This window comes from Arcicella sp. GW822-FHT02H01, assembly GCF_058802005.1.
Map to the genome: position 1 here is coordinate 3,347,103 of NZ_JBXANT010000001.1, position 25,816 is coordinate 3,372,918.

Annotated in this window: 20 protein-coding genes; 7 read left to right on the forward strand and 13 right to left on the reverse strand. The window is 35.6% G+C overall.

Annotated elements, in window-relative coordinates; translation table 11 throughout:
• The first annotated feature begins 172 nt into the window (after positions 1–172).
• Both AC1RNE_RS14085 and AC1RNE_RS14090 read left to right on the forward strand, forming a co-directional pair.
• Positions 173–1,312 (forward strand): FIST signal transduction protein, encoded by a 1,140-nt coding sequence (locus tag AC1RNE_RS14085; protein WP_492801628.1) that lies wholly within the window; start codon positions 173–175, stop codon positions 1,310–1,312.
• A 5-nt stretch (positions 1,313–1,317) separates the two neighbouring features.
• Positions 1,318–2,844, forward strand: a complete 1,527-nt coding sequence (locus tag AC1RNE_RS14090; protein WP_492801630.1) for a response regulator — start codon at positions 1,318–1,320, stop codon at positions 2,842–2,844.
• A gap of 69 nt (positions 2,845–2,913) precedes the next feature.
• Here the strand turns inward: AC1RNE_RS14090 and AC1RNE_RS14095 are convergent, their stop codons facing one another.
• Positions 2,914–5,802, reverse strand: coding sequence for a PAS domain S-box protein (locus AC1RNE_RS14095; protein WP_492801632.1), 2,889 nt, complete (start codon positions 5,800–5,802; stop codon positions 2,914–2,916).
• A 496-nt stretch (positions 5,803–6,298) separates the two neighbouring features.
• Positions 6,299–8,443, reverse strand: a complete 2,145-nt coding sequence (recQ, locus tag AC1RNE_RS14100; RefSeq protein WP_492801634.1) for a DNA helicase RecQ — start codon at positions 8,441–8,443, stop codon at positions 6,299–6,301.
• A gap of 182 nt (positions 8,444–8,625) precedes the next feature.
• On the opposite strand from recQ, the gene AC1RNE_RS14105 reads away from it, so the two are divergent.
• Entirely contained in the window at positions 8,626–10,350 is a 1,725-nt protein-coding gene (locus AC1RNE_RS14105) for a M3 family oligoendopeptidase (RefSeq protein WP_492801636.1), read from the forward strand.
• A gap of 280 nt (positions 10,351–10,630) precedes the next feature.
• On the opposite strand, the gene rpsJ is transcribed toward AC1RNE_RS14105, so the two are convergent.
• Positions 10,631–10,936: a 30S ribosomal protein S10 gene (rpsJ, locus tag AC1RNE_RS14110; protein ID WP_184135098.1), complete on the reverse strand. Its 306-nt coding sequence runs from the start codon at positions 10,934–10,936 to the stop codon at positions 10,631–10,633.
• Between the two features lie 553 nt (positions 10,937–11,489).
• Between rpsJ and AC1RNE_RS14115 the strand changes: the two genes are divergently transcribed.
• Entirely contained in the window at positions 11,490–12,197 is a 708-nt protein-coding gene (locus AC1RNE_RS14115) for a hypothetical protein (protein ID WP_492801638.1), read from the forward strand.
• 29 nt (positions 12,198–12,226) lie between these two features.
• On the opposite strand, the gene AC1RNE_RS14120 is transcribed toward AC1RNE_RS14115, so the two are convergent.
• Entirely contained in the window at positions 12,227–12,937 is a 711-nt protein-coding gene (locus AC1RNE_RS14120) for a pseudouridine synthase (RefSeq protein ID WP_492801640.1), read from the reverse strand.
• Positions 12,938–13,078: 141 nt separating this feature from the next.
• Between AC1RNE_RS14120 and AC1RNE_RS14125 the strand changes: the two genes are divergently transcribed.
• Entirely contained in the window at positions 13,079–14,344 is a 1,266-nt protein-coding gene (locus tag AC1RNE_RS14125) for an aminotransferase class V-fold PLP-dependent enzyme (protein WP_492801642.1), read from the forward strand.
• Between the two features lie 327 nt (positions 14,345–14,671).
• Here the strand turns inward: AC1RNE_RS14125 and AC1RNE_RS14130 are convergent, their stop codons facing one another.
• From AC1RNE_RS14130 to AC1RNE_RS14165, 8 genes are all read right to left on the reverse strand, one after another.
• Positions 14,672–14,920 (reverse strand): acyl carrier protein, encoded by a 249-nt coding sequence (locus AC1RNE_RS14130; protein ID WP_309920974.1) that lies wholly within the window; start codon positions 14,918–14,920, stop codon positions 14,672–14,674.
• Positions 14,921–15,015: 95 nt separating this feature from the next.
• Positions 15,016–18,078, reverse strand: coding sequence for an efflux RND transporter permease subunit (locus AC1RNE_RS14135; protein WP_492801644.1), 3,063 nt, complete (start codon positions 18,076–18,078; stop codon positions 15,016–15,018).
• A 31-nt stretch (positions 18,079–18,109) separates the two neighbouring features.
• Entirely contained in the window at positions 18,110–19,159 is a 1,050-nt protein-coding gene (locus tag AC1RNE_RS14140) for an efflux RND transporter periplasmic adaptor subunit (RefSeq protein WP_492801645.1), read from the reverse strand.
• Positions 19,160–19,191: 32 nt separating this feature from the next.
• Positions 19,192–19,755, reverse strand: a complete 564-nt coding sequence (locus tag AC1RNE_RS14145) for a glutathione peroxidase (RefSeq protein WP_492801647.1) — start codon at positions 19,753–19,755, stop codon at positions 19,192–19,194.
• 15 nt (positions 19,756–19,770) lie between these two features.
• Positions 19,771–21,180 carry a TolC family protein gene (locus tag AC1RNE_RS14150; RefSeq protein WP_492801648.1) on the reverse strand — a complete coding sequence of 470 codons (1,410 nt, stop codon included), beginning with the start codon at positions 21,178–21,180 and terminating at the stop codon, positions 19,771–19,773.
• A gap of 95 nt (positions 21,181–21,275) precedes the next feature.
• Entirely contained in the window at positions 21,276–21,722 is a 447-nt protein-coding gene (locus tag AC1RNE_RS14155) for a PaaI family thioesterase (protein ID WP_492801649.1), read from the reverse strand.
• On the reverse strand, positions 21,715–22,329 hold the full coding sequence (locus AC1RNE_RS14160) for a TetR/AcrR family transcriptional regulator (protein WP_492801651.1): 615 nt from the start codon (positions 22,327–22,329) through the stop codon (positions 21,715–21,717). Before AC1RNE_RS14160 ends, AC1RNE_RS14155 begins: the two co-directional genes overlap by 8 nt.
• 45 nt (positions 22,330–22,374) lie before the next feature.
• Positions 22,375–22,797: a DUF2147 domain-containing protein gene (locus AC1RNE_RS14165; protein ID WP_492801653.1), complete on the reverse strand. Its 423-nt coding sequence runs from the start codon at positions 22,795–22,797 to the stop codon at positions 22,375–22,377.
• Positions 22,798–23,118: 321 nt separating this feature from the next.
• Here AC1RNE_RS14165 and AC1RNE_RS14170 point away from each other — a divergent pair, with 321 nt between their 5' ends.
• Together AC1RNE_RS14170 and AC1RNE_RS14175 are read left to right on the forward strand one after the other, a co-directional pair.
• Positions 23,119–23,880 carry a phosphosulfolactate synthase gene (locus tag AC1RNE_RS14170; RefSeq protein WP_492801654.1) on the forward strand — a complete coding sequence of 254 codons (762 nt, stop codon included), beginning with the start codon at positions 23,119–23,121 and terminating at the stop codon, positions 23,878–23,880.
• Between the two features lie 117 nt (positions 23,881–23,997).
• On the forward strand, positions 23,998–24,645 hold the full coding sequence (locus AC1RNE_RS14175; RefSeq protein ID WP_492801655.1) for a VTT domain-containing protein: 648 nt from the start codon (positions 23,998–24,000) through the stop codon (positions 24,643–24,645).
• Positions 24,646–24,724: 79 nt separating this feature from the next.
• Here the strand turns inward: AC1RNE_RS14175 and AC1RNE_RS14180 are convergent, their stop codons facing one another.
• On the reverse strand, positions 24,725–25,540 hold the full coding sequence (locus AC1RNE_RS14180; protein WP_492803643.1) for a phytanoyl-CoA dioxygenase family protein: 816 nt from the start codon (positions 25,538–25,540) through the stop codon (positions 24,725–24,727).
• Between the last annotated feature and the right edge of the window lie 276 nt (positions 25,541–25,816).

The following is a 25,816-nucleotide window of genomic DNA, read 5'->3' on the forward strand; positions in this document are numbered from 1 at the left end:
CTTTGAATTTAAGGACAAATTTTTGTGTAATTTAGATAAGAGATTCTTTCCCTTTTATCTATAAATCAGAGATTTGAGATAGGCGTGTCGCTGTTATCTATCGTAATTTAATAATTGGTTTAGAAAAATATTTTAATCAATAATATCAATTAAAACCTAACCTTAATTTACAATGAAAATCCAACAAAGCGTATTCAAAAACAATCAGTGGAAAAGTATCTCAGAAGGCAATGATTTTGTTGCCTCAAACGCAAATTTGGTTTTAGCCTTTGGCGAACGAATTTGTCTCGAAACAGTTAAGCCCTATCAATATCTTAAAGATTTATACCCTAATGCAGATATCGTAATTAATTCTACTTCTGGAGAAATTTATCAAGATTCCGTCCACGATGGTTCAATTATCGTAACTGCTATACAATTCGATAAAACGCTTGTTAAAAGTATTGCTATAGATATTCAAAGCCATTATGAAAGCGGAAGTGCTGGTGAAAAAATAGCATCTGGCTTAGAAGGAGACAACCTAAAAGCCATTTTCATTATTTCAGATGGTTCTAAAGTAAATGGGAGTGAATTGATTGCTAGCTTGAACCACAAAATCAATGAAAATATTTTGGTTTCTGGTGGTTTAGCAGGTGATGGATCAAGATTTGAAAAAACATTGGTTAGTCTCAACAATGACCCACAAGAAGGGAAAATCGTTGCCGTAGGACTTTATGGTGAAAATCTCAGATTAGGACATGGAACCATGGGCGGCTGGGATGGTTTTGGTCCTGAACGCAAAGTAACAGAGTCGGAATACAATATATTATACAAAATTGGAGATGTAGCCGCACTGGATTTATACAAAGAATACCTTGGAAAATATGCGGAAGGGCTTCCTGGGGCTGCGCTTCTTTTTCCTTTATCCATGCGTGAAACCGAAGATTCAGAACCAGTAGTAAGAACAATTCTTTCGATTGATGAAGAAAAGAAGAGTATGACTTTTGCTGGTGAATTACCAAAAGGCTCTTTGGTGCGTTTTATGAAGGCCAATTTTGACCGTTTAGTTGACGCTTCAGCCAAAGCTGCCCAAGACTCTATTCAACCTTTTGAAGATTCTCCAGAATTAGCCATTTTGGTAAGCTGTGTAGGAAGAAAATTAGTACTTGGACAAAGAACTGAAGAGGAGGTTGAGGCGGCCCGTGAAATAATGGGTGACGATACTATTATAACAGGTTTTTATTCATACGGAGAGATATCACCTCTCAATCCGAATGCTCGTTGTGGATTGCATAATCAAACCATGACAATAACCACACTTTCTGAAAATTGATTATAATGAATAATACAACATTTCATCGCTTACTTGCCAAGCAAATAAAAAAACATTTATCAGACGAATGTTTGGAAAATGAAAACTTCCAGACCTTTATAAAAGCTGTTAATGATTCATATCTTAGTTTTGATAGAGACAAAGAATTATTTGAACATTCTTCTTTATTGAATGATAGAGACTATGCTGAAATCAATACTAAACTTAAGGAGGAAATAAAACAAAGACGCCTTTCTGTTGAAAAATTGATTGAAGCTATTTATTCGTTAGAAGTAAATGAAAGCTCTGAAGTAAAATCTTTAGATCCTGATAATCTACTGGAATTGATGGATTTCTTAAAAATTCAAATTGATAATCGTAAGCAACTTGAATTTGATCTTATCCGCTCGAAAGAAGAGGCAGAGGCTGCCACTCAGGCAAAATCAGAATTTCTTTCAATGATGAGCCATGAGATTCGTACTCCTTTGAATGCTATCGTAGGGCTTACTTATTTGATGCAACAAGAAGAAGTATCGGAATCGTTGGCTGAAAATTTAAAAATACTTCAATTCTCGACGAATAACTTACACGTACTTATCAACGATATCTTAGATTTTAGTAAGATTGAAGCTGGCAAAGTTGAGCTTGAAAATGTTCCTTTTGATATTAAACAATTGATATCAAACATCAAAAAAGCCAATCAGATTAAGGCTGAGGAAAAAGGAAATAAGATAAAGTTAATGATTGACGATGATGTACCGAATGTCGTAGTCGGAGATGCCTTACGTTTAGGACAAATCATCACAAACTTAGTATCGAATGCCGTTAAGTTTACTAAAAATGGAAGCATAACAGTAGAACTTGCTCAGCAAAGAAGAACAGCAACACATGTAACGCTGGATATTTCTATTACTGATACGGGGATAGGTATTCCAGAGGAAAAGCAAGCAATGATTTTTGATAAATTTACGCAAGCTAATTCTGAAACTACGCGTCAGTTTGGTGGTACTGGTCTTGGCTTAGTAATTACAAGAAGCTTGTTGCAATTACACGGCAGTGATATTAATCTTCAAAGTGCAGAGGGCAAAGGTTCAACATTTTATTTCACGTTAGAATTAGAGATAGGTACGGAACTAAGAGCAAAAGTATCGAGTGAAGGACATAATGAATTGCTTAACGAGCATACCTTAAAAGGAGTAAGGGTGCTTTTGGTTGAGGATTATCCGATGAATATCAAAGTAGCCACTAAATTCTTAGAACGTTGGCAGATTGTGATTGATGTAGCTGAGAATGGACAACTTGCGATAGATAAGTATCAAAAAGGAAAGTACGATTTAATATTAATGGATATTCAGATGCCAGTATTAGATGGATATTCTGCAACAGCCAGAATCAGAGAGTCTGACACGGATATACCAATTATTGCATTGACGGCTTCAGCTACGCTGAACAATCAGGACAGGGCATTTTTAGTGGGAATGAATGACTATGTTACCAAACCATTCAACCCTAATGAGCTTTTCCAGAAGATTGCGAAATATAGTTATAGATAGTCATTATTATTACATAAAAAAGGCGCTTAATGAATTTTCATTAAGCGCCTTTTTTATGTAAAGCGCGTTTTATAAAGCTGCTTGAAGCTTACTTAATTCGGCTTTCAATACAGGGATTCCTTCACTTAATTTAATTTGAAAAGCATTCCAATGAGCCAAGATTCCTTCGTATTCTGGATTTTCTTTGATTTTCTTTTCCATAACAAGCAAATACTTTTCTAGCTCAGTTAATCCAACCATGCCTAGTGTTGGCTTTAATTTATGCGTAAGTTTTCTTAAATCTTCCCACTTTTGTTCATGAATTAAACTCGGAAATTCATTGAAATCTGGCAGTACATCTTCTAAAAATGTCTGAAAAATATCAGCTGCATATTCTTTGTCATCTCCGTAAAGATCATCTAAGCGTTCCTTGTCAAGAACAATGCCGTGCGTATAATCATTATTACTAGCACTAGTAGATGACTCTTCTGGTACAAGCACAGCATATTCAGATTTTGTATTTACATAATTCTGAATGACACTCAATAAGTGATTTGGAGAAAAAGGCTTAGTCACGAAATTATTCATGCCTACTTCAAATGCTTTATTTTTTTGATCAAGCATTGCCGAAGCCGTCAAGGCAATAATAGGCGTGTTTTGATTAATATTTTCAGTGTTACGAATCTTAATCGTCGCTTCATATCCATCCATATTTGGCATCTGGATATCCATCAAGATAATATCAAAACGTTCTTTTCTAGCCTTCTCGACAGCTTTTTTACCATCGGAAGCAATGGTGTAAGTAAAATGCCATTTGCTCAATAAGCTACTAATGTATTTTTGATTCATGGCATTGTCTTCAGCAACGAGTACCTTACACGACTCTAGGTTACTGTTTGCTTCTTGAATGACATGATTATTTTTTACAACTTCAGTTTTAGCCTTTTGGAAAGGTAACGTGACAATAAAAGTAGTTCCTTCTCCTTCTCTACTTCTTACCACGATGGTGCCGCCTTGTAGTTCTACTAGCTGTTTAGTAATGGCTAGCCCCAAACCTGTTCCTTTGTGTTTATGTCCTTGTTCAGAATCTACTTGTTTGAATTTCTGAAAGATTAAATCTAATTTATTTTCAGGAATACCAATCCCTGTATCTGAAATCTTGAATTCAATCCAACAAGTGTCTAATTCCTCCCTTTGAAGTTTCACCATGATATCAATACTGCCTTGTTCTGTAAACTTTTCAGCATTGCCTATGATATTCAACAATATTTGGTTGAGCAGTAAATCGTCTCCTAAATAATTGCCACTTATTTTTACATCTGTCAATAGATTAATTTCTACAGGGCTACTATCAAGTTTTATCTGGAAAACCCTTTGAATAGTACGGAGTAACCCAACCAATTCAAAAGGATGCTTGTGTATCTCTATTCGTCCTGCTTCTATTTTTGCCATGTCTAATAAATCTGAGATAAGACTGTGTAAAAAATCAGCTGATGTTTTCAAGATATCCAAGTATTCAAATTGCTCATTTGTCGGACGTGTATCAAACATCAAATGGGTCATACCAATAATAGCGTTCAGAGGCGTACGAATTTCATGGCTCATATTTGCCAAGAATTGCTTTTCTGCTTGTCTAGCTTCTTCAGCGATTACTTTCGCTTTGGCTAGTTCTTGCTCAAGGAGCTTTCTTGCGGTAATGTCGTAATGAATACCCATAGAGGCTACTACGTCTCCATGTTCATCCATAATAGGCGCACCGCTAATTAATACCCAGATAGGCGTTCCGTCTTTCTTAATTAACGATAATTCATACGAACTTGCTTCTCCTTTTTCTCTTTCTTCTTGACGCTCGTCAACAATTTCTGTTTCAGCTTCTGGCAAAAACAATTCTTTGGCATTTTGCCCAACAAGTTCTTCATTGGTATAGCCCAACATTTCGCAGAAACGGTCGTAGGCTCTTAGGATTGTATGGTTATTGTCAACTTCCAATAAACCCAACTCCATATTATCTAAAATACCTCTATACTTTTCTTCACTTTTACGAAGTTGTTCATGCGCTAAATATTTATCAGTTACGTCAGAATAATTGAATAAATGCCCTTTGTATTGCCCTTCAAGAAAGATAGGAATATAGTTTCTTTCTACGATTCGGCCATCTACTAACTCAATTTGTTCGTCTATTACAATTTCTCTTTTATTTAAAATCTCTTCGACTCTAACAACAAACTCTTCAGGGTTTTTGAAAAGTTTTTTTACGTCATCTATCAGCGTAAAGCAATTAATTCCCACAAGGTCATTTGGTGATTTCTTTATTTTGAATAAGTCGCAAAACAGTTGATTGGTTAAAATGATGGTATGGTGTTCATCTTCTACCAAAACGCCTTTTTGTAGGTTTGAAATTAAATTTCCAAACCGAGCTTGCGTAGCTCTCAGGGTATCTTCCGTTGTTTTTCGTTCTGTAATATCTCGCGCAACGGCTACTAATTCAATTGATTCGTCGTCGTTTTCAATGCGTCTTACGTTCTGACCAATCCACACTATTTGACCAGATTTTGATTTTATAGGAAATTCATTATAAGTACTTTCTTCCTTATTCTGAACCATTTCCGTATAGAAATTAATAAGGGATTCTTGATACGCTGGTAAAACTAAAGTAGTAAAGTGTTGGCCGATAATTTCATCTTCAGAAAAGCCTAATCTTTCTTTTACAACTGGATTAACATAGGTAAAGTAGCCATCCACAGATACTTTGTAAATAATATCCTGAACAGACTCTATTAAATGACGATATCTTTTCTCTGTTTTTTGTAATTCACCAACAGTAGTTTTTACTTGTTGCTCAAGGCTTTGGTTAAGTATTTGTAATTTTTCAGTGGTCTGGTAGAGTTCCAAAGCCTTCTTTTCCAAGATATTCTCAGTTTCTTGATGAGCTTGTTTTTCTAGCTCTATTTGACGCTTGAGCTTTTCTATTTCTTCCATATTAATTTTTTACACAATCAAAGGTTTTTGCTTCAACCCGCTAGTTGGGATATATAAAACATAAAATTTTCCAAAATATTAAACTTTATAAAAGTTTAATATTTGTTTATCATAAAGCGTGTAGGTTGAAGTTATTAAATCACACTTTTTAATGAATTTAAAAAATGGTTAATGGTACTAAATAATGATACTTATATATGATTTTTGTTTATTCAATATGCTTGTGTGTTATTGGGAAAAAAGAAGTTAGCTTAGGATTAAAACTAAAATCCATTTAGACTTTTAGAAACGCTAAAATTGAGTGCCAAATGGAATTTTGAAGTTTATAAATTAATTATTTTGTACTGAATTTATGAGGTTATAGGAGATTACATAGCTTTGATAAATGACTATGAAATTTAGCATTTTTTTTGTTAAAAATGTGTGTAGTGACAATAATTATACAAAATAACATTAAAGTTTTACTTTTTATAAAAATATCTTGATAATAGCTTTTTTATTTTACCTTTTCTGCCATTAAAAGCGCTATTCTTATTTTATGATATTCATATTTTGCATCCATCGCTTCAAATAAAGGTTTTACAGGGTCGCCTTTTTTTACGTTCATTACTTTGGCTGCTCCCATAATTTGTTCATATTCAGTAGGAGTAATGAAGGCTGAAATATCAATGTTTTCTCCATCTTCATACAATTTGGCAAGATGTGAAAAAATAGTAACAGGGTTCAAATTTCGTTGTTCTGCAATTTCTTCTATCGAAAAACCTTCTTTGTACAACTGGAAAGTATAATGATGGGTATCGATGCCTGTAGCCTGGCTACCTTTTGGAACAGTTTTCAGAAAATTTCTAATTTCAAGTAAGAAAGCCTCTCCAAATTGTCGATATTTCTGTTCACCTACTCCCGAAACATTCATGATTTCTAACTGAGTAAGAGGTTTTTTCTGTGCCATATCTGATAGCGTAGCATCTGAGAAAACCACAAAAGGCGGAATGTTTCTATCATCCGCTATTTGTTTTCTTAGCACTCTCAAACGCTCAAACAGTGCATCTTTAATAACTTCTTTTTTGCTTTTCTCTTTTGGTATATTGGCTTCGCGTTCGGCTTGTTTTTCTTCAAAGGGTCTGTAACGCACCAATTGTACTTTTCTGCCTTCTTTTAAGATAGCCCACGATGCCTTATTGAGCTTATAAGCATGGGCTTCGTCATAAGCAATATCCATGACGCCCGAATTCAGCATTTGTTGTAAATAGTCTGCCCACTCATCCGCTTTTAACTCTTTGCCTGCCCCAAAAGTTTTGATTTCATGGTACTTGTGTTCGATAATCCTTCTGTTATTCGACCCTCTCAGAATATCAATCAACATACTCATAGCAATGTTTTCGCCAGTACGAGCAATGGCCGAAAGAGCTTTTTGGGCTATTAATGTAGCATCAAACCTAATCGGAGGGTTTTTACAAACATCACAATTACCACAATCGGTTGTAACCTCTTCGTTAAAATAGCTCAAAAGGATGCGTCGCCTACAAATTTCAGCTTCGGCATATTGTTTCATCCGTTCTACTTTGGCTACTTGCACTTCTTTCATTTCAGCAGGCAATTCCGACGTAGCAATCATATCTTTCCTGACTAATAAGTCATTATAAGAATAGAAAAGCAAGGTATCCGACTTTAGTCCATCACGCCCAGCACGACCAATTTCCTGATAAAAACTTTCCACATTTGATGGCATCGAATAATGGATTACCCAACGCACATTCGATTTATCAATACCCATTCCAAAAGCGATAGTGGCTACTATTACCTGAATGTCATCTTGAATAAATTGATTTTGCACCCTAGAACGTTCATTGGCAGGCATTCCTGCATGATAACACTTAGCGTTAATGCCTACTTTTTGTAAGGCTTCGGCTACGGATTCAGTGTTTTTTCTACTCAGACAGTAAATGATACCACATTGTCTAGGATGTTCTGCAATAAAGTTTTGGATAATTTTAACACGATTCCTTCCTGCTTGTACAGCAAGCGAAAGGTTGGGTCTATCAAAAGAAGAAATGAATACTTTTGCTTCGGGAATGCCTAATTGAGATAAAATATCTTTACGGGTTACTTTGTCGGCAGTAGCCGTTAAAGCAATCATCGGTACGTTTGGTAACGCTTTTTTTAAGACATTCAGTTTAGTGTATTCTGGTCTGAAATCATGCCCCCATGTAGAAACACAGTGGGATTCGTCAATGGCAAACAGACTTATATTTAGCGAAACTACCCATTCTAAATATCCTTGTGTAAAAAGTTTCTCTGGAGAAATATATAATAATTTTAACTCGCCATTTCTGCATTGGCGTTCTATATTGCTTTGTTCTTGGGTAGTTAATGATGAATTGACATACTCCGCCGCAATACCATTAGCCTTTAAGGCCTGCACTTGGTCGTGCATCAAGGCAATTAATGGTGAAATCACTAAGGTTAAGCCTTGCATCATCAAGGCTGGAATCTGAAAACATAATGATTTCCCACCGCCCGTTGGCATCAACACCATTGCATCTTGCCCATAAAGGACCCAGTCAATAATATCTGATTGTAATGGTCTGAAGGCATTATAGCCGTAATATTGCTTAAGGACTTGTTCTTTGGTGAGTGACATGAATTTTTACCGAACGTAGGAGTTGTTTAAATGGCATTTTTATGCAATTTACATTTTTCAGGTGATTTTTGCTTAAGATTGGGGCAATGAAACAAAGTTCTATTACTTTTGATAAACAAAATTTAACATACGAGTAGCTTGAAATCTGATAAATAGCTACCTACTTCTTTGATTAAAATAAAATGACAAAATCCATAAACATTAATCCACCAATCCGTAAATTTTTAACGGCAGATTTTCAATTAAGCACTTGGGAAAGTGTAAAACCTTTATTTGATAATTTAGTAGAACGTACTATTAATAGTGCAGAAGATTTACGTAAGTTTTTCACTGACCGTTCTGAATTAGAAAGCTATCTTTCTGAAAATTTTGCTTGGCGTTATATCAAAATGACTTGTGATACGGGCGACAAAGAAATCAAAGCAAATTTTGACGATTTTGTTACTGAAATACAACCTCATTTGGCTGAATACGACGATGTTTTGAATAAAAAGACGTTGGAAAGTCCATTTCTGGATGAATTGACTGATACAGGTTTTGACATTACGATTAGAGGAATGAAGAAATCGACTGAAATTTTTAGAAATGAAAACATTACGTTGTTTACTGAAATTCAGAACCTTTCTAGCCAATATCAAGCGATAGTAGGAGCGATGACGGTTGAGCTAGACGGACAAACCAAAACTTTACAACAAGCAGGGGTTTTCTTGGAAAATGCCGACCGTACACTAAGAGAATCTGTTTATAGAAAAATACAAGAACGCCGCTTTCAAGACCACGAGAAGCTGGACGAGCTTTTTAATAAATTGACAGCTTTGCGTCATCAGATTGCCTTGAATGCAGGGTTTGAAAATTACCGTGATTATTCTTTTGCAGCATTAAAGCGTTTTGATTACACGGCTGCCGATTGCTTTAATTTCCATGATGCTGTAGCTGAAACCCTTGTTCCGATGTTGAACAATTTAGCGAAGGAAAGAAAAAGTGCTTTAGCTGTTAGCGAATTACGTCCTTGGGACAAAGGCGTTGATGCACAAGGTCGCCCAGCGTTACATCCATTTAAAGGAGGAGAAGATTTATTGAATAAAACCATTGAATGTTTTACGCAATTAGACCCATTCTTAGGCGAATGCCTAACCATTATGAAAGAAATGGGGCGTTTGGATTTAGAATCAAGAGTCGGAAAAGCACCAGGGGGATATAATTATCCATTAGAAGAAACAGGCTTCCCATTCATTTTTATGAATGCCTCATCATTGATGCGTGATGTGATTACGATGCTTCACGAGGGTGGTCATGCGGTGCATTCTATCGTGACGAAAGATTTGATGTTGAATACTTTCCGTAATTTCCCTTCGGAGGTAGCAGAATTAGCTTCGATGTCGATGGAACTGATTTCGATGGATTTCTGGAATGTGTATTTTGATAATGAAGAAGAGTTAAAGCGCGCTAAAATTCAACATTTGGAAGACATCATCAGTACACTTCCGTGGGTAGCAACGGTTGATAAATTCCAACACTGGATTTATGAAAACCCAACGCATACGGTTGAAGAGCGCACCAAGGCTTGGGTAAGTATCTACGAAAAATTTACTGATTCGATAACGGATTGGTCTGGTTTAGAAAATTATAAATCGTGGATGTGGCAACGTCAATTACATATTTTTGAATTGCCTTTTTATTATATCGAATACGGTATTGCACAGTTAGGCGCTATTGGCGTATGGAAAAACTATAAGGAGAATCCAGAAAAAGGATTGGAAGGATATTTGAATGCTTTGAAATTGGGTTATACCAAACCAATGCGTGAGATTTATGAGGCGGCCAATATTCCTTTTGATTTTTCAAAAGAACATATTGCTTCGTTGATGGATTTCGTGCAGGAAGAATTAGCCATTTTGAAAAAGTAAGAAATACAATTTTCATACTTAATCTGATTGCTAGATTTTTCCGAAATTCCGCTGTTTGAGCGAAGCGAGTCGGTTCGCCGATGCGATTCGGAATTTCTTGATTTTCTTTTGCGGTCCGCCGCGCGGTTACTTTTCTTGTATCAAGACAAGAAAAGTAAGACGTTGATAGCTAGTATTTTATCTTTTGATATTGAATCTAACAGTAATATTTAGTCTTAACTAAAAAATCCCTTTTAACAATGTTAGAAGGGATTTTTTGTATGTATCTAAGCAAGGAAAACTACACCTTGATTTCAACATCAACACCTGAAGGCAACTCTAATTTCATTAACGCATCAACTGTTTTTGGAGAAGATGAGAAAATATCAATTAGACGCTTGTAAGTACATAATTGGAATTGTTCACGAGCTTTTTTGTTAACGTGTGGAGAACGTAAAACTGTGAATTTTTCAATTTTTGTAGGCAAAGGAATTGGTCCTGAAACCACTGCACCTGTAGCTTTAACCGCTTTCACGATTTTCTCAGCCGATTTGTCCACCAAAGTGTGGTCAAATGACTTCAATTTAATTCTGATTTTTTGATTCATCGAATTGGTACGTTTAAATGATTTGATTCCCTTGACGAAAGTACCATTAGCTTCATTTTCGGGACTGCAAAATTAGTGAATTTATTCATACTCAGAACGATAACAACCAAAAATATTTAGCAATTCTATTGAAATGTTTTTATTCCATTTCCCACATTTTAGGAAACTAGCCTCAAAAAAATAAATAATAAAGCATTTTTCAAGCAAGAATTAAAACACAATAGTTAACAAAGGTTAATGAGAGGAATACCTGAGTAAAGAAAATCTATCCGTTACCAAAAACATATCTAAAAACAACAAAGTATTGAATGTTTGTTCAATATTTTAACGCTTTTTTGTGTGTATCACTGGTTTTAATTTATAAGTAGTATAGGTAATATATTTCCTGTTTTGAAATTTTACTATACTCTTGCAAAAATAAATTAATATTATTTTTTAAAATACATTTTATTGATTATCAACATTTTATGTTTTTTGTTGAAAAATTAAAATAAATGTTTCCAACTATTACAACTACGGTGGGGTCATTGTTGAAACAAACTTTTTAAAAATCATGAAAAAAATCATTTTAAGTGTATTCGTAGCCTCACTGTTATTCTCATGCTCTATGGAGAATACTCCTTACATTCCGACGTATACTATTGGCGACAATTTTAATACTTCAATAGAGGGTTGGAAAGGAGATTTTGCAGATTATCCAGTAGGTTCTGAAGATTTCTATGAGTTAAAATTTGCTCAAGCTAAGTTGCCAATGCCATTGGATACCACCAAAAAAGCATTGAGAATTTCGGGCAATAATCATAGTGATGATTTGTTTATGTATATCACCAGAAAATACTCTGGTTTGAAGGCTAATCAGAAGTATTCGATAAGCTTTGAAGTAGAATTTGCTTCGAATGCTCCTTCAAATGCAATGGGTGTAGGTGGTGCACCGGGCGAAAGCGTTTATTTTGGTTTGGGCTTTACATCAATCGAGCCTAAAAAAGTGATAGATAGTACCTCTAATCACTACAAAATGAACATCAAAAAGATGCAACAGGCGACTAGTGGCGACGACATGAAAGTGTTTGGAAACATTGCAAATGGTACTGAGAAAAGTGAGTATAAATTAATCAGAAAATCAGGAGTACTTACAGGAACTACTGATGCTAAAGGAGACATTTGGTTGATTTTAGGCACTGATTCGGGTTTTGAAGCCACTACTACTTTGTACTACACAGGCTTAAAGGCGATTGTTCAAGAAGTACAAGGAAGTATTTAGTTTAGCGAAGGACTTTTGATGCATCAGCATTAAAGTCCTTCGGTATTCATGCCAATGGCAGAAAGTATTCGAGTAAACTCTTCATTCATCGGAGCAATGATTCGAGTACTTTCTTGCGTAAAGGGATGAGTGAAGACTAATTCTTGTGCATGTAAAAGCATGGTATGCAAATCGAATTTTTCTTCAAACATCTTATTATGCTTACATTCCCCATACGTTTTATCGCCAATCAAATAATGCCTTAATTGAGCAAAATGCCTGCGAATTTGATGCATTCTACCTGTTTCTGGTGAAATCTCTGCTAAAGAATACCGCGAAGTTGGATAGCGACTTACTTCAATCTGAAGTTCAACTTGTTGCAAACATCTAAAATGAGTAACAGCGTCTTGAAATCCACCTTTCTCACGTTCCAAAGGTCTGTCGGTCATCCCAGTTTCGGGTAAATAACCTCTTACCAAGGCTAAATATTTCTTTTGAATAGTATGGGCTTCAAATTGCTTTTTCACCTCTTTATCTGCCTCCGCCGAAAGGGCGAATAATAATACACCTGAGGTCTTGCGGTCTAAACGATGGCAAGGACTAACCCAACAATTCAATTGGTCACGTAATAGTTGCAGTGCAAAAACACTTTCATCGGCAGCAATAGAAGAACGGTGTACCAATAAATTATGCGGTTTGTTAATAGCAACAAAATGTTCGTCTTGGAAAAGTATAGGAAGTGGTGGAAATTCTTGAGACATTCAGCGTGAGATTACATCAAATATTGATGCAATTTACGATGCTTTTTACCGAATTCAGAAAATTCCATTTTTAAAGTCTTATTTATTCTGTAATTTCAAGGAAAGCAACACTATTTAATACTTCTTCTCCAAACCATACTCATGCTTTCTAAACGTCAATTCCTAAAAACATTTACAGGTATTTCGGCTATTTCGATGCTAGATATTGAAAGCCTGCTGGCTAAAACCATTGATATTCCTGCCCAACAATTAGCCGAAGACGAAGCCTTTTGGTCAAACATCCGACAAGCCTATAACTTTACCCATGATTTTATCCATCTTGAAAATGGCTATTATTCTTTAGCTTCTAATGAAGTATTAGAAAGCTATATTCAACACATACGGGATGTAAACAAGGTGTCATCTTATTATATGCGGACTCGCCAGTTTGATGATAAATTGGTTTCTCGAAAACAATTGGCAGACTTGCTCGGCTGTTCGTATGAAGAACTGATTATTACACGGAATACTACTGAGTCGCTAGATACTATCATTGCGGGCATTAATTGGAAAGAAGGCGATGAAGCCATTATGGCTGAACAAGATTATGGAGCGATGTTGGATATGTTCAAGCTACAAGCACGCAGGTATGGCATGGTGAATAAAATAGTGTCAGTACCCAATCATCCAAAATCAGACGAAGAAATTGTGGAGGTGTATGAAAAAGCTATTACGCCCAAAACTCGTTTATTGATGATTTGCCACTTAATTAATATTACAGGACAGATTTTACCTGTTAAGAAAATTGTAGAAATGGCACATCGTCATGGGGTAGAAGTGATGGTAGATGGTGCTCATGCTTTTGGGCATTTAGATTTTAAGATTACAGACCTTGGGGGTTGCGATTATTATGGTAGTAGTTTGCATAAATGGCTAGGAAATCCGTTAGGGGCAGGGATTCTTTATGTCAGGAAAGATAAAATAAAACAGATTTGGCAATTGTATGGAGATATGAATTTTGCCGATGACGATATTCGTAAACTGAATCACACAGGGACCGTACCTGTTGCTACAGACTTAGCCATTCAGGATGCTATTAAATTTCATCAGAAAATTGGTATTCAACGAAAGGAAGCTCGTTTAAGATTCCTTCAAAAATATTGGACAGATAAAGTACGAGACAATCCGAATATCATACTCAATACTCCTAAAGAAAATACCCGTAGTTGTGCTATTGCCAATGTGGGCGTAAAAGGGAAAACTCCTCCTGAATTATCAAAGCTTCTTTTTGATAAATACAAAATCTTCACGGTGGCGATTGCTAATCAAAAAGCGAATGTGATGGGTGTAAGAGTAACCCCACATTTGTATATTACTACGCAGGAGTTGGATGTGTTTGTAAAAGCGTTGAACGAAATAGCTGGCTAGATTTTTATCAAATATGAGTTACTTCGAATTTTAAAATTAAAAAAGCGGTCAAAAATTGATTTTTGACCGCTTTTTTGATTGAGAGACCCCGAATTCCTACTGTTTGAGCGAAGCGAGTTTAGGAATTCTTGATTTTCTTTTGTTACTTTTCTTGTATCAAGACAAGAAAAGTAAGGACAAGACGATAAAACAAAACTTCTAAAACCCATTACTCCAAAGAAAATTCGGGATAATTAATGTTGATAGAATTTGAATGATTTTGGTCAAGATTAAATTTATATTAAACTCTTCCAAAAAGGCATGTAGCCATGCTTAATACTTTTGTAATTAAGCTTCTACACGAACAAGATTTGCTTCCATTACTTCAGACAACTGTTTTATCGTCTGGATTTTATCCACTTCATTATCTGGCAAAACAATTCCATAAGTATTTTCTAAATAAACAATTAATTCAAGGAATTCTAATGAGTTCATCCCTAAATCTGCATAAAAACGTTTCTGTGGTGCAATTAATCGCGGATTGATATAGAAATTCCGTGATAAAAATTGAATAAGTTTACTCGTGTTGAATTTCATTGATTTAAAATTTTAATTTAATAGATAAAATTCTCTCTGTTAAAAACGCTCAATGATATTCAAATAGTATTTCACTTAGGGCTTGTAAAAGCTTATTAAGCCACAGTTGCTTTTTTACTAATACTTGGCGGAAGTAACTTATACATTACTGGCGTAACCAAACGAGCCAACAATGTAGAACTTGTAATACCACCGATTAGTACAATTGCCAAAGGCGAATACAAATCAGAATATTCAATGATCAATGGAATTAATCCTCCGATAGCAGTGAATGATGTTAATAAGATGGGTACGAAACGAATTTCACCTGCTTGGTGAATGGCTTCGTCTAGTTCCATCCCGTCTTCTCTGAGTTGATTCGTGAAATCTACTAATAAGAGCGAGTTTTTAATTTCTATACCAATTAAGGCTATAAAACCAATTACGGCCGTAAACGATAAATTTTCTCCTGCAATTAACAGCCCAACAATGGCTCCGACAATTCCCAGAGGAATAACAGAAAGTACAATGAGCGTCGATTTAAAATTCCTAAATTCTAAGATAAGAATAGCAATCATCCCAAAGACAGTTATCAGGATAATTACCCCTATGCCTCCGAAAGATTTTTCTGCATTTTCTGCTTCGCCCGATACCGTATAGTAAAAACCTTGTGGGAATTTGAATTTATTCAATTTCTGAATTAATTCTTGATTTACTTTGGCAGTATTATAACCAGACTTCAAAAACGTAGAAATGGTTACATAGCGGTCTTTATTATAATGTTTAATCTGGTTGGGCGAAGTTTCAAATTTCACTTCAATCAATTGTTTAATAGGAATAGCTGTTCCTAAGGCATTATTGACGTAGAGGTTATCAAATACCTCAAAATTCTGTTTGGTATCAGTTCTTGGAATCGAAACATTGATGTTATAGTCATCAATTTGTCCTTCTTCACGATAAGTCCCTACATTCAAGCCCGCAATGCCCAAACGCACTGTACGGTCGATATCTGAAATGTTTACGCCCAACAAACCAGCTTTTTCTTTGTTAATATGTACTCTTAGGTCAGTTGGTTGTACCCTTAGCGGATTGTCTGTATAAATAGAGCCTTCCTGAGCTGCTAAAATCTTTTCGATTTGCCCAGCAATGATTCTTAAACTATCTAAATTATTCCCAAAAACTCTGTAAGCAATCGGTGCTTCCAAAGGTGGGCCTTGTTCAAAATCTTTTACTTCAATTTTAGCATTTGGATAATTAGCCAACTGGGTTCTCAGGCGGTCGATTATCTGCTTTTTCTCCTTCGTTTCAACATCTTGTAAAAGAACAAAAATCTGGCCAAAGTTTTCAGATTCTGCCCCACCAATTACATTATAATAGATCCTTGGATTGCCTCTACCAATGTTAGCCGCAATGTTTTTAATTTCTGGCTCTTTTTTTAATTCATTTTCTACAAAACGCACTACTTCGTTCGTCGCTTTTAGGTTGGTTCCTACAGGCGTTGTTATGTTGACCAAAAACATGGGCTTTTCGGAAGTAGGGAAAAGCGAGAAGCCTAAAAAGAATTTGGCAATCATCATTACGCCTACAAAGATGCCTAAAGCACCAGCAAGGGTAATTTTAGGGTGTTGTAAACACCAATCCATCAATTTGCCATAAGTAGCAGAAATCAGACGTTTCATGCCTCTTAAAATGAAATTACCATCGGCATTTTCATGATTTTTTAAGATAACACTTGATAAAAACGGCACAATCGTCAAGGCTACAACCATAGAGGCTAGTACTGTAACACTGACAGCCATAGGTAAGCTACGAATGAATTTTCCAGCGGCTTCTGGTAAGTTGGCCACAGGCAAGAAAGCAAAGATTAAGAGTACTGTACAACCTACTACCGCCAAGCTAATTTGCTTAGTGGCATCAATAGCCGCTTGCTTCTTAGGAATGCCCATCCGCATAAATCGTTCGATATTTTCGACGACTACGATGGAGTCATCTACCAGAATACCTAATGCTACAATCATTCCAACAATAGAAAGTTGGTTGATGGTAAAACCTAAGGCATATAAAAGTGCTAATCCAATGGCCAATGAAAGTGGGATAGAAATCATTACGACTAAACTGGCCCTAGAACCCAAAGGCAAAAGGGTAATCAAGACCAATAAGATAGCAATGCCGAAATCTTTGGCGAAACGCATTAAGCGTTTATCAACAGATTCTGCTTGATCGAATACTTTTACCAAGTCTACCGATTTAGGTAATGTCTTTCTGAACTCCTCGATTTTTGGATCAGTCTGTGCGCGTACTTTAATAATATTTTGTCCAAATTTTTGGCAGGCTGTTACAAATACACTTCTGTGTCCATTTAAGCGCGTTTTATGAGTTTCGTCTTCGTAGGTATATTTTACTTCGGCAATGTCTTTTAAATAAACGATTTTAGTGCCATTGGTAAACACGATAACGTTTTTGATTTCCTCAATGTCTTTAAAATTGCCAGAGGTTTTTACATTGAATTTTTTGTTTGAAAGATTCAAAGAACCACCTGGAATATTTACGTTTTCAGACTGAATCGCTCCTAAAACTCTGTTGACAGGAATTTTGTCTTGTGCCAATTTTGCCTGATTCAACTCTACCGAAATCTTTCGCTGAGGAAAGCCCCAACTTTTAATATTTTTTAGAGAACGGTTTTTCTCTAAAGTTTTTTCCAAATCGTCGGCATACTTTTCTAATTGAGAATAGGGTAGGTTTTCAGACACCAAGGCAAATTGGTAGATATTTACACCGTCGGGCTGATACCGTTCTATGCGTACATCTAGCACATCGGCGGGTAACTCTTTTCTAACGGCGTTCATTTCACGCACTATCTCTTGGTATTTTTCTTCGGGGTCCGACTCAAAAGCATATTCTACCTGAAAAATAGCTACGCCATCATAAATACTGGTTCTAACTCTTTCGATATTATCTAATTCGTTGATACGCTTTTCTACTACATCGGCTACTAACTGCTCAACATCTTTCGGCGATGCACCTGGGTAAATAACAGTGACACCAAACTGGGGAGAAGAAAACTCAGGGTCTTCTCCACGAGGCATATTCAATAAGGAGTAAATACCTATTGAAAGGATACCCAAAAACACGACCAGCGTGAATTGGTAATTTTTAACTGAGAATTCAGAGATTTTCATAATAATTTTATTTGAGTGTGAAACTCTCTTTTTATTGAATGATTTTTACCTTGCTTCCTTCTACTAAATACGCAGACCCGCCAGTGATTACTTGTGTAATGGGTACAGAAGGGCTCTGGATAAATACTTTATCATTATTGATAGAAAGTATTTTAATCGACACTTTGTGTGCTTTTCCGTTTTCAACTGTATACACAAAAGCATCATTTCCGTTACCTTCAATGACGGCATCGATGGGCACAAAGGTATTTTGATGGATAGCATTTGGTGTAATGATGGCATTACCGAATAGCCCCGCAGCCATTTTTTTGCCCTGCGTATTTAACTTTAATTCAGCCTGATATAATCCAGAACTTTGGTCTGCTCCTTGTGATAGATTAGAAACTGTAGCCGTAAATGGAGTATCGGCAAAAGCATCTAATTGAATCGTTGCTTTATCTCCTAAATGAAGGCGTGTCCAGTCCTTATCAGCAACACCTACTTTCAAGACCCAGTCGTTAGCACTGGTTGCATTCATAAAGAATACAGGAGTGCCTGGTCCAGCTAATTCGCCTTCATTCATGAGCTTTTTTACAATTACACCTGTAGAAGTGGCATAAATCTTAGAAAATCCCTGATTGTAATTCGCAATTTCAAAGTTTTGTTTGGCTACGCTCAAAGCCGTAGTTAGGTTTTGTACTTGTTCAAGGGTAGCGACAGAATCTTTATAAAGATTGGTCACTCTTCTTAAATCACGTTCGGCTTTTTGTACACTTTCAGAAGCCTGTTGTACTTGAGCATTGATTTCAGTAAGGTTTAACGAGGCTAATAGTTGTCCTTTCGAAACATTCTGACCTTCCTTTACATAAATTTTGGCAATAATTCCGCCTGTTTTAAACGATAAACGAGCTTCTTGTAAGGAAGCCATTAATCCCGAGGCTTTGATAACTTCATTTGAATTTCCTTGGACAACCTCCGCCAATTTCACGGCGATTACGTCTTCGTCTGCCAAAGATTTTTTTTCTTCCGCTTTTTTGCCACAACTTACCAGTACCGAAAACAGGAAGGAAAAGCCAATAGAATAAGTGATAATTTTTTTCATATCCTTTGAATATTTATTCTTAAAAAATTGATTTAGAATGCTAATGCTTGTTTGAAAGAAGGATTTTCAGGCTTAATGGCTGAACCAAAAAAATGCGTTAATTCTCCTTTTTCGTTGATTAAGTATTTACAAAAATTCCAGCTTGGTGCTATATTGTTCCAGCCATTTTTGTTTTCATCTGAAAGCCACTGATAAATAGGATGTTTGTCATTGCCGAACACACTTACTTTTTCAGTAATCGTGAATGAAACGCCATAGTTTACTTGGCAGAATTCTTCAATGTCAGAGGCACTACCAGATTCTTGTGCTAGAAAATTATTGGCAGGCATACCGATAACAACTACTTTGTCTCCAAATTTTTCATGAAACTGTTGCCAGTCTTCATATTGTGGAGTGTATCCACATTTAGAAGCCGTGTTGATAATCAATACTTTTTTGCCTTCAAAATCAGCAAAGTTGATTGTTGTTTTACCTGTCAAGTTCTTGATTGTTAAATCATAAAATGACTTCTTGCCAGCTTTTGCCGTTTTGGGGCGGGCGATGATATTATTTTTTTCAGTAATGTTTCTGAAAATACTTTTTATCGTGTTAAACATGATTTCTTAGTAGGGTTATTTGATTTCGTAACTAGCTTTGGCTCTTTCTAGGTCGGTCCATTTTAGCCAAACATCATAAAGAGAAATAGACTGTTGTAATTGTGCTGTGGTGATTTGTGTCTGTGCATCAAGTAATTCTATAAAATTCAGGTTGCCTTCTTTGTATCTGCGGAGCATATCGCGGTAATATCTTTCAGCAGTTGATATTTGTGAAGCCTTAGATGCAAATACTTTTTTAGAGGAGCTTAATGAGTTTTGTGCCATTTCAGTTTGGAGTGCCAACTGGTTTTTTACCTGTTGAGCTTGGGTATCCAAAGCTGCCAAGTCCATTTCCGACTGTTTTACTTTTAACTGATTCCTGCCAAAAGAATAAACAGGTAAATCGAATGAAACCCCGAGCAATACAAAGGCATTAGGATTAAAGAAGTTTTTATCAGCACTGGCTATTTGGGCGAAACGTCCTTGCGAACCTACATCTAAGGAAGCCCCCACTTTTAGTTTTTTGTAAGATTGACTCAATCCTACCAACTGTTTGTTGATATTGATTCCTGCCTGAATCTTATCTAGTTCCTCTCGATGTCCATCTTCAAGATTCAAGTCTAGTAGAGATGTATTGAGGTTTTCGATTTCAATGTTGGAATTAAAATCCTTGTTCAATAAAAAATTAAAGTAAGCTGCTGCATTGAGTTGATTACCCTTGGCATTACTAATTTCAGCATCAATTTTTGCGATTTCGTTACGAGTACGTACCAGCACTGTTGGATTTGCCGAACCATTCTTAATCAAACTTTCATTTACCCGTTCGCTTTCTTGAAGAATTTTCAACGCATTTTCATACACCTTAACAGCTTCACTGGCTTTTAAATAATTAAAATAAGCTGCTTTAATGTCGCGTACTAATTCACGTTTATACACCTGAATTTCGGTTTGCTGTACCGTTATTTGCTCTTTTTTAATAGCTTGATTGTATCTGATTTCAGCATTCAAAATGGGCATAGTAGTTTTAAAACGTAAATCGTAAAAGTCTTTAGGAACTAGTTGCTCAGAAGTATTGGAGATTTGCGGAAACTTGTTTGAATTGGTCAGTGCATTTAAGGTTGAGTAAACAGGGTTTACCAAATCACCTACTGGAATTTCGATTTTACGTCCGCCCTGTGCCGCCGAAACAGTAGTGTTAAAACTAACATTAGGTTTAAAGAGTGCCTTCGCTTCTTCAAGTGCATATACAGCTTTCTGTAAAGAGAATTGTTGCTGTTTGATAATCTGGCTATTTTTTAAACCTTCTTGCACATATTGGTTTAAAATATCTGATTGAGCCTTTGAGTCTGTCAAGAAGCAAATACTTACAAGCAATAGTAAAACCAGTTTATTATTGGCAAGATTGATTGCTATAAAAGGTTTTGCGTAAATTTTTAGGGTTTTCATAAACGTTATTTAAAATATAAACAGTGTTTAGTTATTAAGCAAAATAAAAAGCACTTAACCTGAAATGTTGAAATAGTGCTTTTTAAGTTGATAAATTATAAGGACTTTATTTCGTTGCTGGTAGATACAAGATTGGTCGTACATTTTGCAATGATCGTCCCTTGTTCATTCCTGATTTCGCCTTCTGCATGGGCTATTTTTTTTCCTACTCTGATTATCTTGGATGTTGCGGTAACCTTTTCTCCAATTTTAGCAGAAAATAGGTAATCAATCGAAAGATTGACAGTACTATAGAAAGCTGTATGCCCCATGCTAAAGATTGTCATCCCGATAATATCATCCATCATCGTGGCTGCTACGCCCCCATGAAGAATATGCGCAGGGTTACACATATCTTTGCGAATGGTATATTCTACCGTAATAGCGCCATGTTCAAGACCAATCAGAATGCCATCTAGCCATTTTGATACGGGCGAAGGACTATTTTCGGCTAAGGGTTTGCCGACGAGGTTAGTAAAAAAATCAAGCGATGGATTAGTCATGTTGAATAAGTTCTATCATCTGTTCCACTGAAGCAGACATTAATTGTTGAATGTGTTCTTGTGGGAACATTTTAAATCTATTTCTTATTTTAAGTGAAACTAAGCCGTGCATAAACGACCAAATCGACATAGTTGCTAATTCTAATCCAGAAATTTTGATTAACTTATTATCAATACACTCCTGCACAATCGTGCAGATAAGTTCAAAACATCTATGTCCACATGCCCATTCTTCATTGTCAAAAATGGCTTCCATGGGAGCATTCTGGATAAACATCAAATCGTACATGGCTGGATTTTCCAATGCAAACTTCATGTACGCATATCCTTGCTGACGAAGTTTTTCAAGGGGATTCTGTATGCCCTCAATCGCATCAGACATTTCCAGTATTAATTTTTCAAAACCTAATTCATGAACAGCAAAGAAAATCTCACTTTTGTCTTTAAAATAAAGATATATTGTTGCTGGACTATACTCTACACGGTCGGCAATGGCACGGATAGAAGCCTTCTCGTAACCATCTTCTATAAAGGCTTGTTGCGCGGCTTCTAAAATCATTGACCGAACTTCTTGCCTTTCTCTTTCTTTTCTCTCGATAATACCCATATTTTGAATGTTCGATTTTAAAATGTGGATACAATTTCCACAAAATCATTTAACTCTTGTCCATACTGTTGATCTTCCTAATAAAGAAATACCAATATAGCCCCTGATTTCTAATTCGTCATTACTCTTTAGCTTCATCGTGCAAGAGTAGCTCTTGCCATTATTAGGGTCATAAACGTTTCCGCCTTCCCATGATTTTCCTTTGAAACTAAAGTCTTTTAAAATAGTAGAACCTATAATATCTTTATTTCTTAATGAAGGGTCTGGATTCTTCTCATCTTTTTTTCCAGAAGACTTTCCCCAAACTACTTTTCCGAAATATTTTTCACCTTGTTTAAAGATTAATACCTTCCCATCTTTTTCCTCAGAAAGCCATTCACCTAAAATAGCATCTTTATGAACAGACTGTGCCTTGCCAAGATTGATTATTAACAGAAGCATAATAATCGTGCTAATTGTATTTTTCATATTTTTTAGAAGTTTAAAATCATTAGGCACAAAAATAATGAACAGTGTTCATAAAAAGAACACCTTTTTGTTAAATTTTTATAAATCTAAGAAAAATTATTTTTCAAAAAAAGTTAAGTGATTGTCTTATAGGTTGTTATGAGTGTCTTGTATTGAATTAACACAATATATGAACATTCTAATTTGCTGGATAGCAAGGATATATTTAATTTTGCAGTTCACGTTCTTGTATTGATTAAATAATGTGCTTTTTTTGAAGTAAAAATTTGGAAATCAATACCCGAAAAACGACAGGTGACAACTGATAACCGATAACAAAATATGAATTATCCACTTACTCAAATTCCTGAGAGAACTACTAAACCACGCCAAAAAGGATACACAATGGTGATGGACAAAGGTCTAAGTATCAGACAGATAGAGGATTTTTTGGAAACGAGTGCTGCTTATACTGACATCGTAAAGTTAGGATGGGCTACATCGTTTGTAACCCCAAACTTGAAAGAAAAATTAGCCGTTTACAAATCAGCAGGGATTCCTGTATATTTTGGAGGGACTTTATTTGAAGCTTTTATTATTCGTAAACAATTTGATGAGTACCGTCGTATTTTAGATCAATTTGGAATGGAGTATGCCGAGGTTTCAGATGGTTCTTTAGAAATGGAACAAGATGATAAATGCGAATATATCAGAACTTTAGCCAAACAAGTAACTGTACTTTCTGAAGTAGGTTCTAAAGATGAAGCTAAAATCATTCCTCCATACAAATGGATTAAATTGATGAAGGCTGAATTAGAAGCAGGTGCTTGGAAAGTAATTGGCGAAGCGCGTGAAGGCGGAAACGTTGGTTTATTCCGTGCATCAGGTGAAGTTCGTCAAGGATTAGTAGAAGAAATTCTTACAGAGATTCCAGAAGAAAAAATCATTTGGGAAGCTCCACAAAAATCTCAACAAGTATGGTTCGTGAAGTTGGTAGGTGCTAATGTAAACGTTGGCAATATTGCTCCGCACGAAGTGATTTCTTTAGAGACCATTCGTCTAGGATTAAGAGGTGATACATTTACTCATTTTTTAGATAAGTAACCACTCAACATCAACAAACACAAAGAATCAGTTATTAGTGAAGGCGAATCCAAGAAGTCCCTTTTCTCATAACTGATTTTTAATGTATAATGCTTACTAAACAAACCCAATGTACAAATGGAAATTATCAACTTTTTCTTACAACTCCTCAAAGACCCATTACATGCACTTTCTGATTTTATCAGTGAACATGGCACTGTTACTTACGGATTACTTTTCTTGATTATTTTCGTAGAAACTGGGCTTATCGTAATGCCTCTATTACCGGGGGATTCTTTGCTTTTTGCTGTTGGCGTATTGGCTGCTCCTGCAACAGGTGGTAAAATTGATATTACATTTGTTATTCCGCTTTTAATCGGAGCCGCTCTTTTGGGCGATAATGTAAACTATTTTATCGGAAAGTATTTTAGTGAATACGTAAAGTCTAAGGATAAGATTCTATTTTTGAAACGTGCGCATATTACAAAAACAGAAGATTTTTATGCCAAACATGGTGGACAAACGGTTATTATGGCTCGTTTTGTGCCTATTGTCCGTACAGTAGCACCATTTGTAGCGGGTGCAGGAAGCATGAAATATAGTACTTATATTACTTTTTGTATATTGGGCGCTACACTTTGGGTGAGCTCAATTACGCTACTTGGTTACTTTTTAGGAAATAACGAATGGGTAAAGCATAATTTTGAAAAAGTGGTTTTAGGGATTGTTGCCTTTTCAGTTTTACCAATGATTTTTGCTTTTGCAAAATCGAAATTTTCAAAATAGATTTTTCGGAATTATATAGAACTTAAAAAGCCTGTGGAAAATATTTTCCACAGGCTTTTTAAGTTCTATTACTGATTGCTTATTTCTGAACAACTTTTGCAAAACGGTGATAAAATGGCGTTTTGCTATTTTCGTTTTTAGGCATGTATTTACCTGTGATGATAGGTACATACATTACTCTACGACGAGACTTCTCACCAACATTTGGTGAAACCTCTACTCTATGCCACAAACGGCCATCGTGTACTGTTAAATCTCCTGCTTGAATCTCAAAACCAACCTCCTTTGTATCAGGGGTATGGTCGATAAAATATTTTTTACCAAACAAAAGCTTTAAAACACTCTGGTTTTGTGTACCTGGCAACACTCTTAACCCCCCGTTAGAACTTGGGCAATTATCTAAGTGTACTCCTACGTTCAACATAGGAAGGATTTTCTGACCTAAAAATAAATCACGAGGGCTGTCTGTATGCCATCCCATTTGTGTGAATTTACTGTTTGGCGCATTTACATAATGATTAAAGACAAGACCATCCTTTTCGTTGTCGCTAATACGGCCATCATAAGGAGCTAATAACTCAACCAATACTTGTAAGCGAGGGTCTTTCAAGAATTCACCTAAGAAAGTACTATACTTATTAGTAAAGCACATTCTTTGAATCATCTTATTACCGTGTTCGTCTTTACCAAACTTCAACGGAATACCGTTGATTTTCTCAACGCCATCAGCCAACCATTGTTTTTCAATTTTATTTAATTCGCTGATACACTTTTGAATAGTTTCAGCATTAATGAAATTTTTAAATTGAATTACACCATACTTGCGGAAATAATCTTTCTGCTCTTGTGTTAGTTTCTCCCCTAATTGGAAGGTTTTGTACTCAAACTTTACCATATTTTTACCCTGAATTAAAGTGGTTTGCAAGAACTATATTTGATAGAAAGTTCCTGATACAAAACTAATTTGTTCAACCAAACCAGTTTTGTAAAAAATTGTACAAAATAAAGTTTAACGATTCTTACAATCGTTTCATAAACATAGTTGGGCAGAACTATGTTTACTTAGTTTAGGAATAAGAAAATCAATCTCCTTTTTCCATAAAACAATGCAAATTAATTGAATGTAATCAAATTGTAAATTTTTCATTAGAAAATTTACAATTTACCTCTG

Bases quoted from the DNA above. Each gene is read 5' to 3' on its own strand.
- AC1RNE_RS14155 (WP_492801649.1), bottom strand. From the start codon at position 21,722: ATGACTAATCCATCGCTTGATTTTTTTACTAACCTCGTCGGCAAACCC.
- AC1RNE_RS14130 (WP_309920974.1), bottom strand. From the start codon at position 14,920: ATGAAATTCAACACGAGTAAACTTATTCAATTTTTATCACGGAATTTC.
- AC1RNE_RS14165 (WP_492801653.1), bottom strand. From the start codon at position 22,797: ATGAAAAATACAATTAGCACGATTATTATGCTTCTGTTAATAATCAAT.
- recQ (WP_492801634.1), bottom strand. From the start codon at position 8,443: ATGTCACTCACCAAAGAACAAGTCCTTAAGCAATATTACGGCTATAAT.
- AC1RNE_RS14120 (WP_492801640.1), bottom strand. From the start codon at position 12,937: ATGTCTCAAGAATTTCCACCACTTCCTATACTTTTCCAAGACGAACAT.
- AC1RNE_RS14145 (WP_492801647.1), bottom strand. From the start codon at position 19,755: ATGTTTAACACGATAAAAAGTATTTTCAGAAACATTACTGAAAAAAAT.
- AC1RNE_RS14085 (WP_492801628.1), top strand. From the start codon at position 173: ATGAAAATCCAACAAAGCGTATTCAAAAACAATCAGTGGAAAAGTATC.
- AC1RNE_RS14160 (WP_492801651.1), bottom strand. From the start codon at position 22,329: ATGGGTATTATCGAGAGAAAAGAAAGAGAAAGGCAAGAAGTTCGGTCA.
- AC1RNE_RS14140 (WP_492801645.1), bottom strand. From the start codon at position 19,159: ATGAAAAAAATTATCACTTATTCTATTGGCTTTTCCTTCCTGTTTTCG.
- AC1RNE_RS14115 (WP_492801638.1), top strand. From the start codon at position 11,490: ATGAAAAAAATCATTTTAAGTGTATTCGTAGCCTCACTGTTATTCTCA.
- AC1RNE_RS14135 (WP_492801644.1), bottom strand. From the start codon at position 18,078: ATGAAAATCTCTGAATTCTCAGTTAAAAATTACCAATTCACGCTGGTC.
- AC1RNE_RS14170 (WP_492801654.1), top strand. From the start codon at position 23,119: ATGAATTATCCACTTACTCAAATTCCTGAGAGAACTACTAAACCACGC.
- AC1RNE_RS14125 (WP_492801642.1), top strand. From the start codon at position 13,079: ATGCTTTCTAAACGTCAATTCCTAAAAACATTTACAGGTATTTCGGCT.
- AC1RNE_RS14095 (WP_492801632.1), bottom strand. From the start codon at position 5,802: ATGGAAGAAATAGAAAAGCTCAAGCGTCAAATAGAGCTAGAAAAACAA.
- rpsJ (WP_184135098.1), bottom strand. From the start codon at position 10,936: ATGAATCAAAAAATCAGAATTAAATTGAAGTCATTTGACCACACTTTG.
- AC1RNE_RS14180 (WP_492803643.1), bottom strand. From the start codon at position 25,540: ATGGTAAAGTTTGAGTACAAAACCTTCCAATTAGGGGAGAAACTAACA.
- AC1RNE_RS14105 (WP_492801636.1), top strand. From the start codon at position 8,626: ATGACAAAATCCATAAACATTAATCCACCAATCCGTAAATTTTTAACG.
- AC1RNE_RS14150 (WP_492801648.1), bottom strand. From the start codon at position 21,180: ATGAAAACCCTAAAAATTTACGCAAAACCTTTTATAGCAATCAATCTT.
- AC1RNE_RS14090 (WP_492801630.1), top strand. From the start codon at position 1,318: ATGAATAATACAACATTTCATCGCTTACTTGCCAAGCAAATAAAAAAA.
- AC1RNE_RS14175 (WP_492801655.1), top strand. From the start codon at position 23,998: ATGGAAATTATCAACTTTTTCTTACAACTCCTCAAAGACCCATTACAT.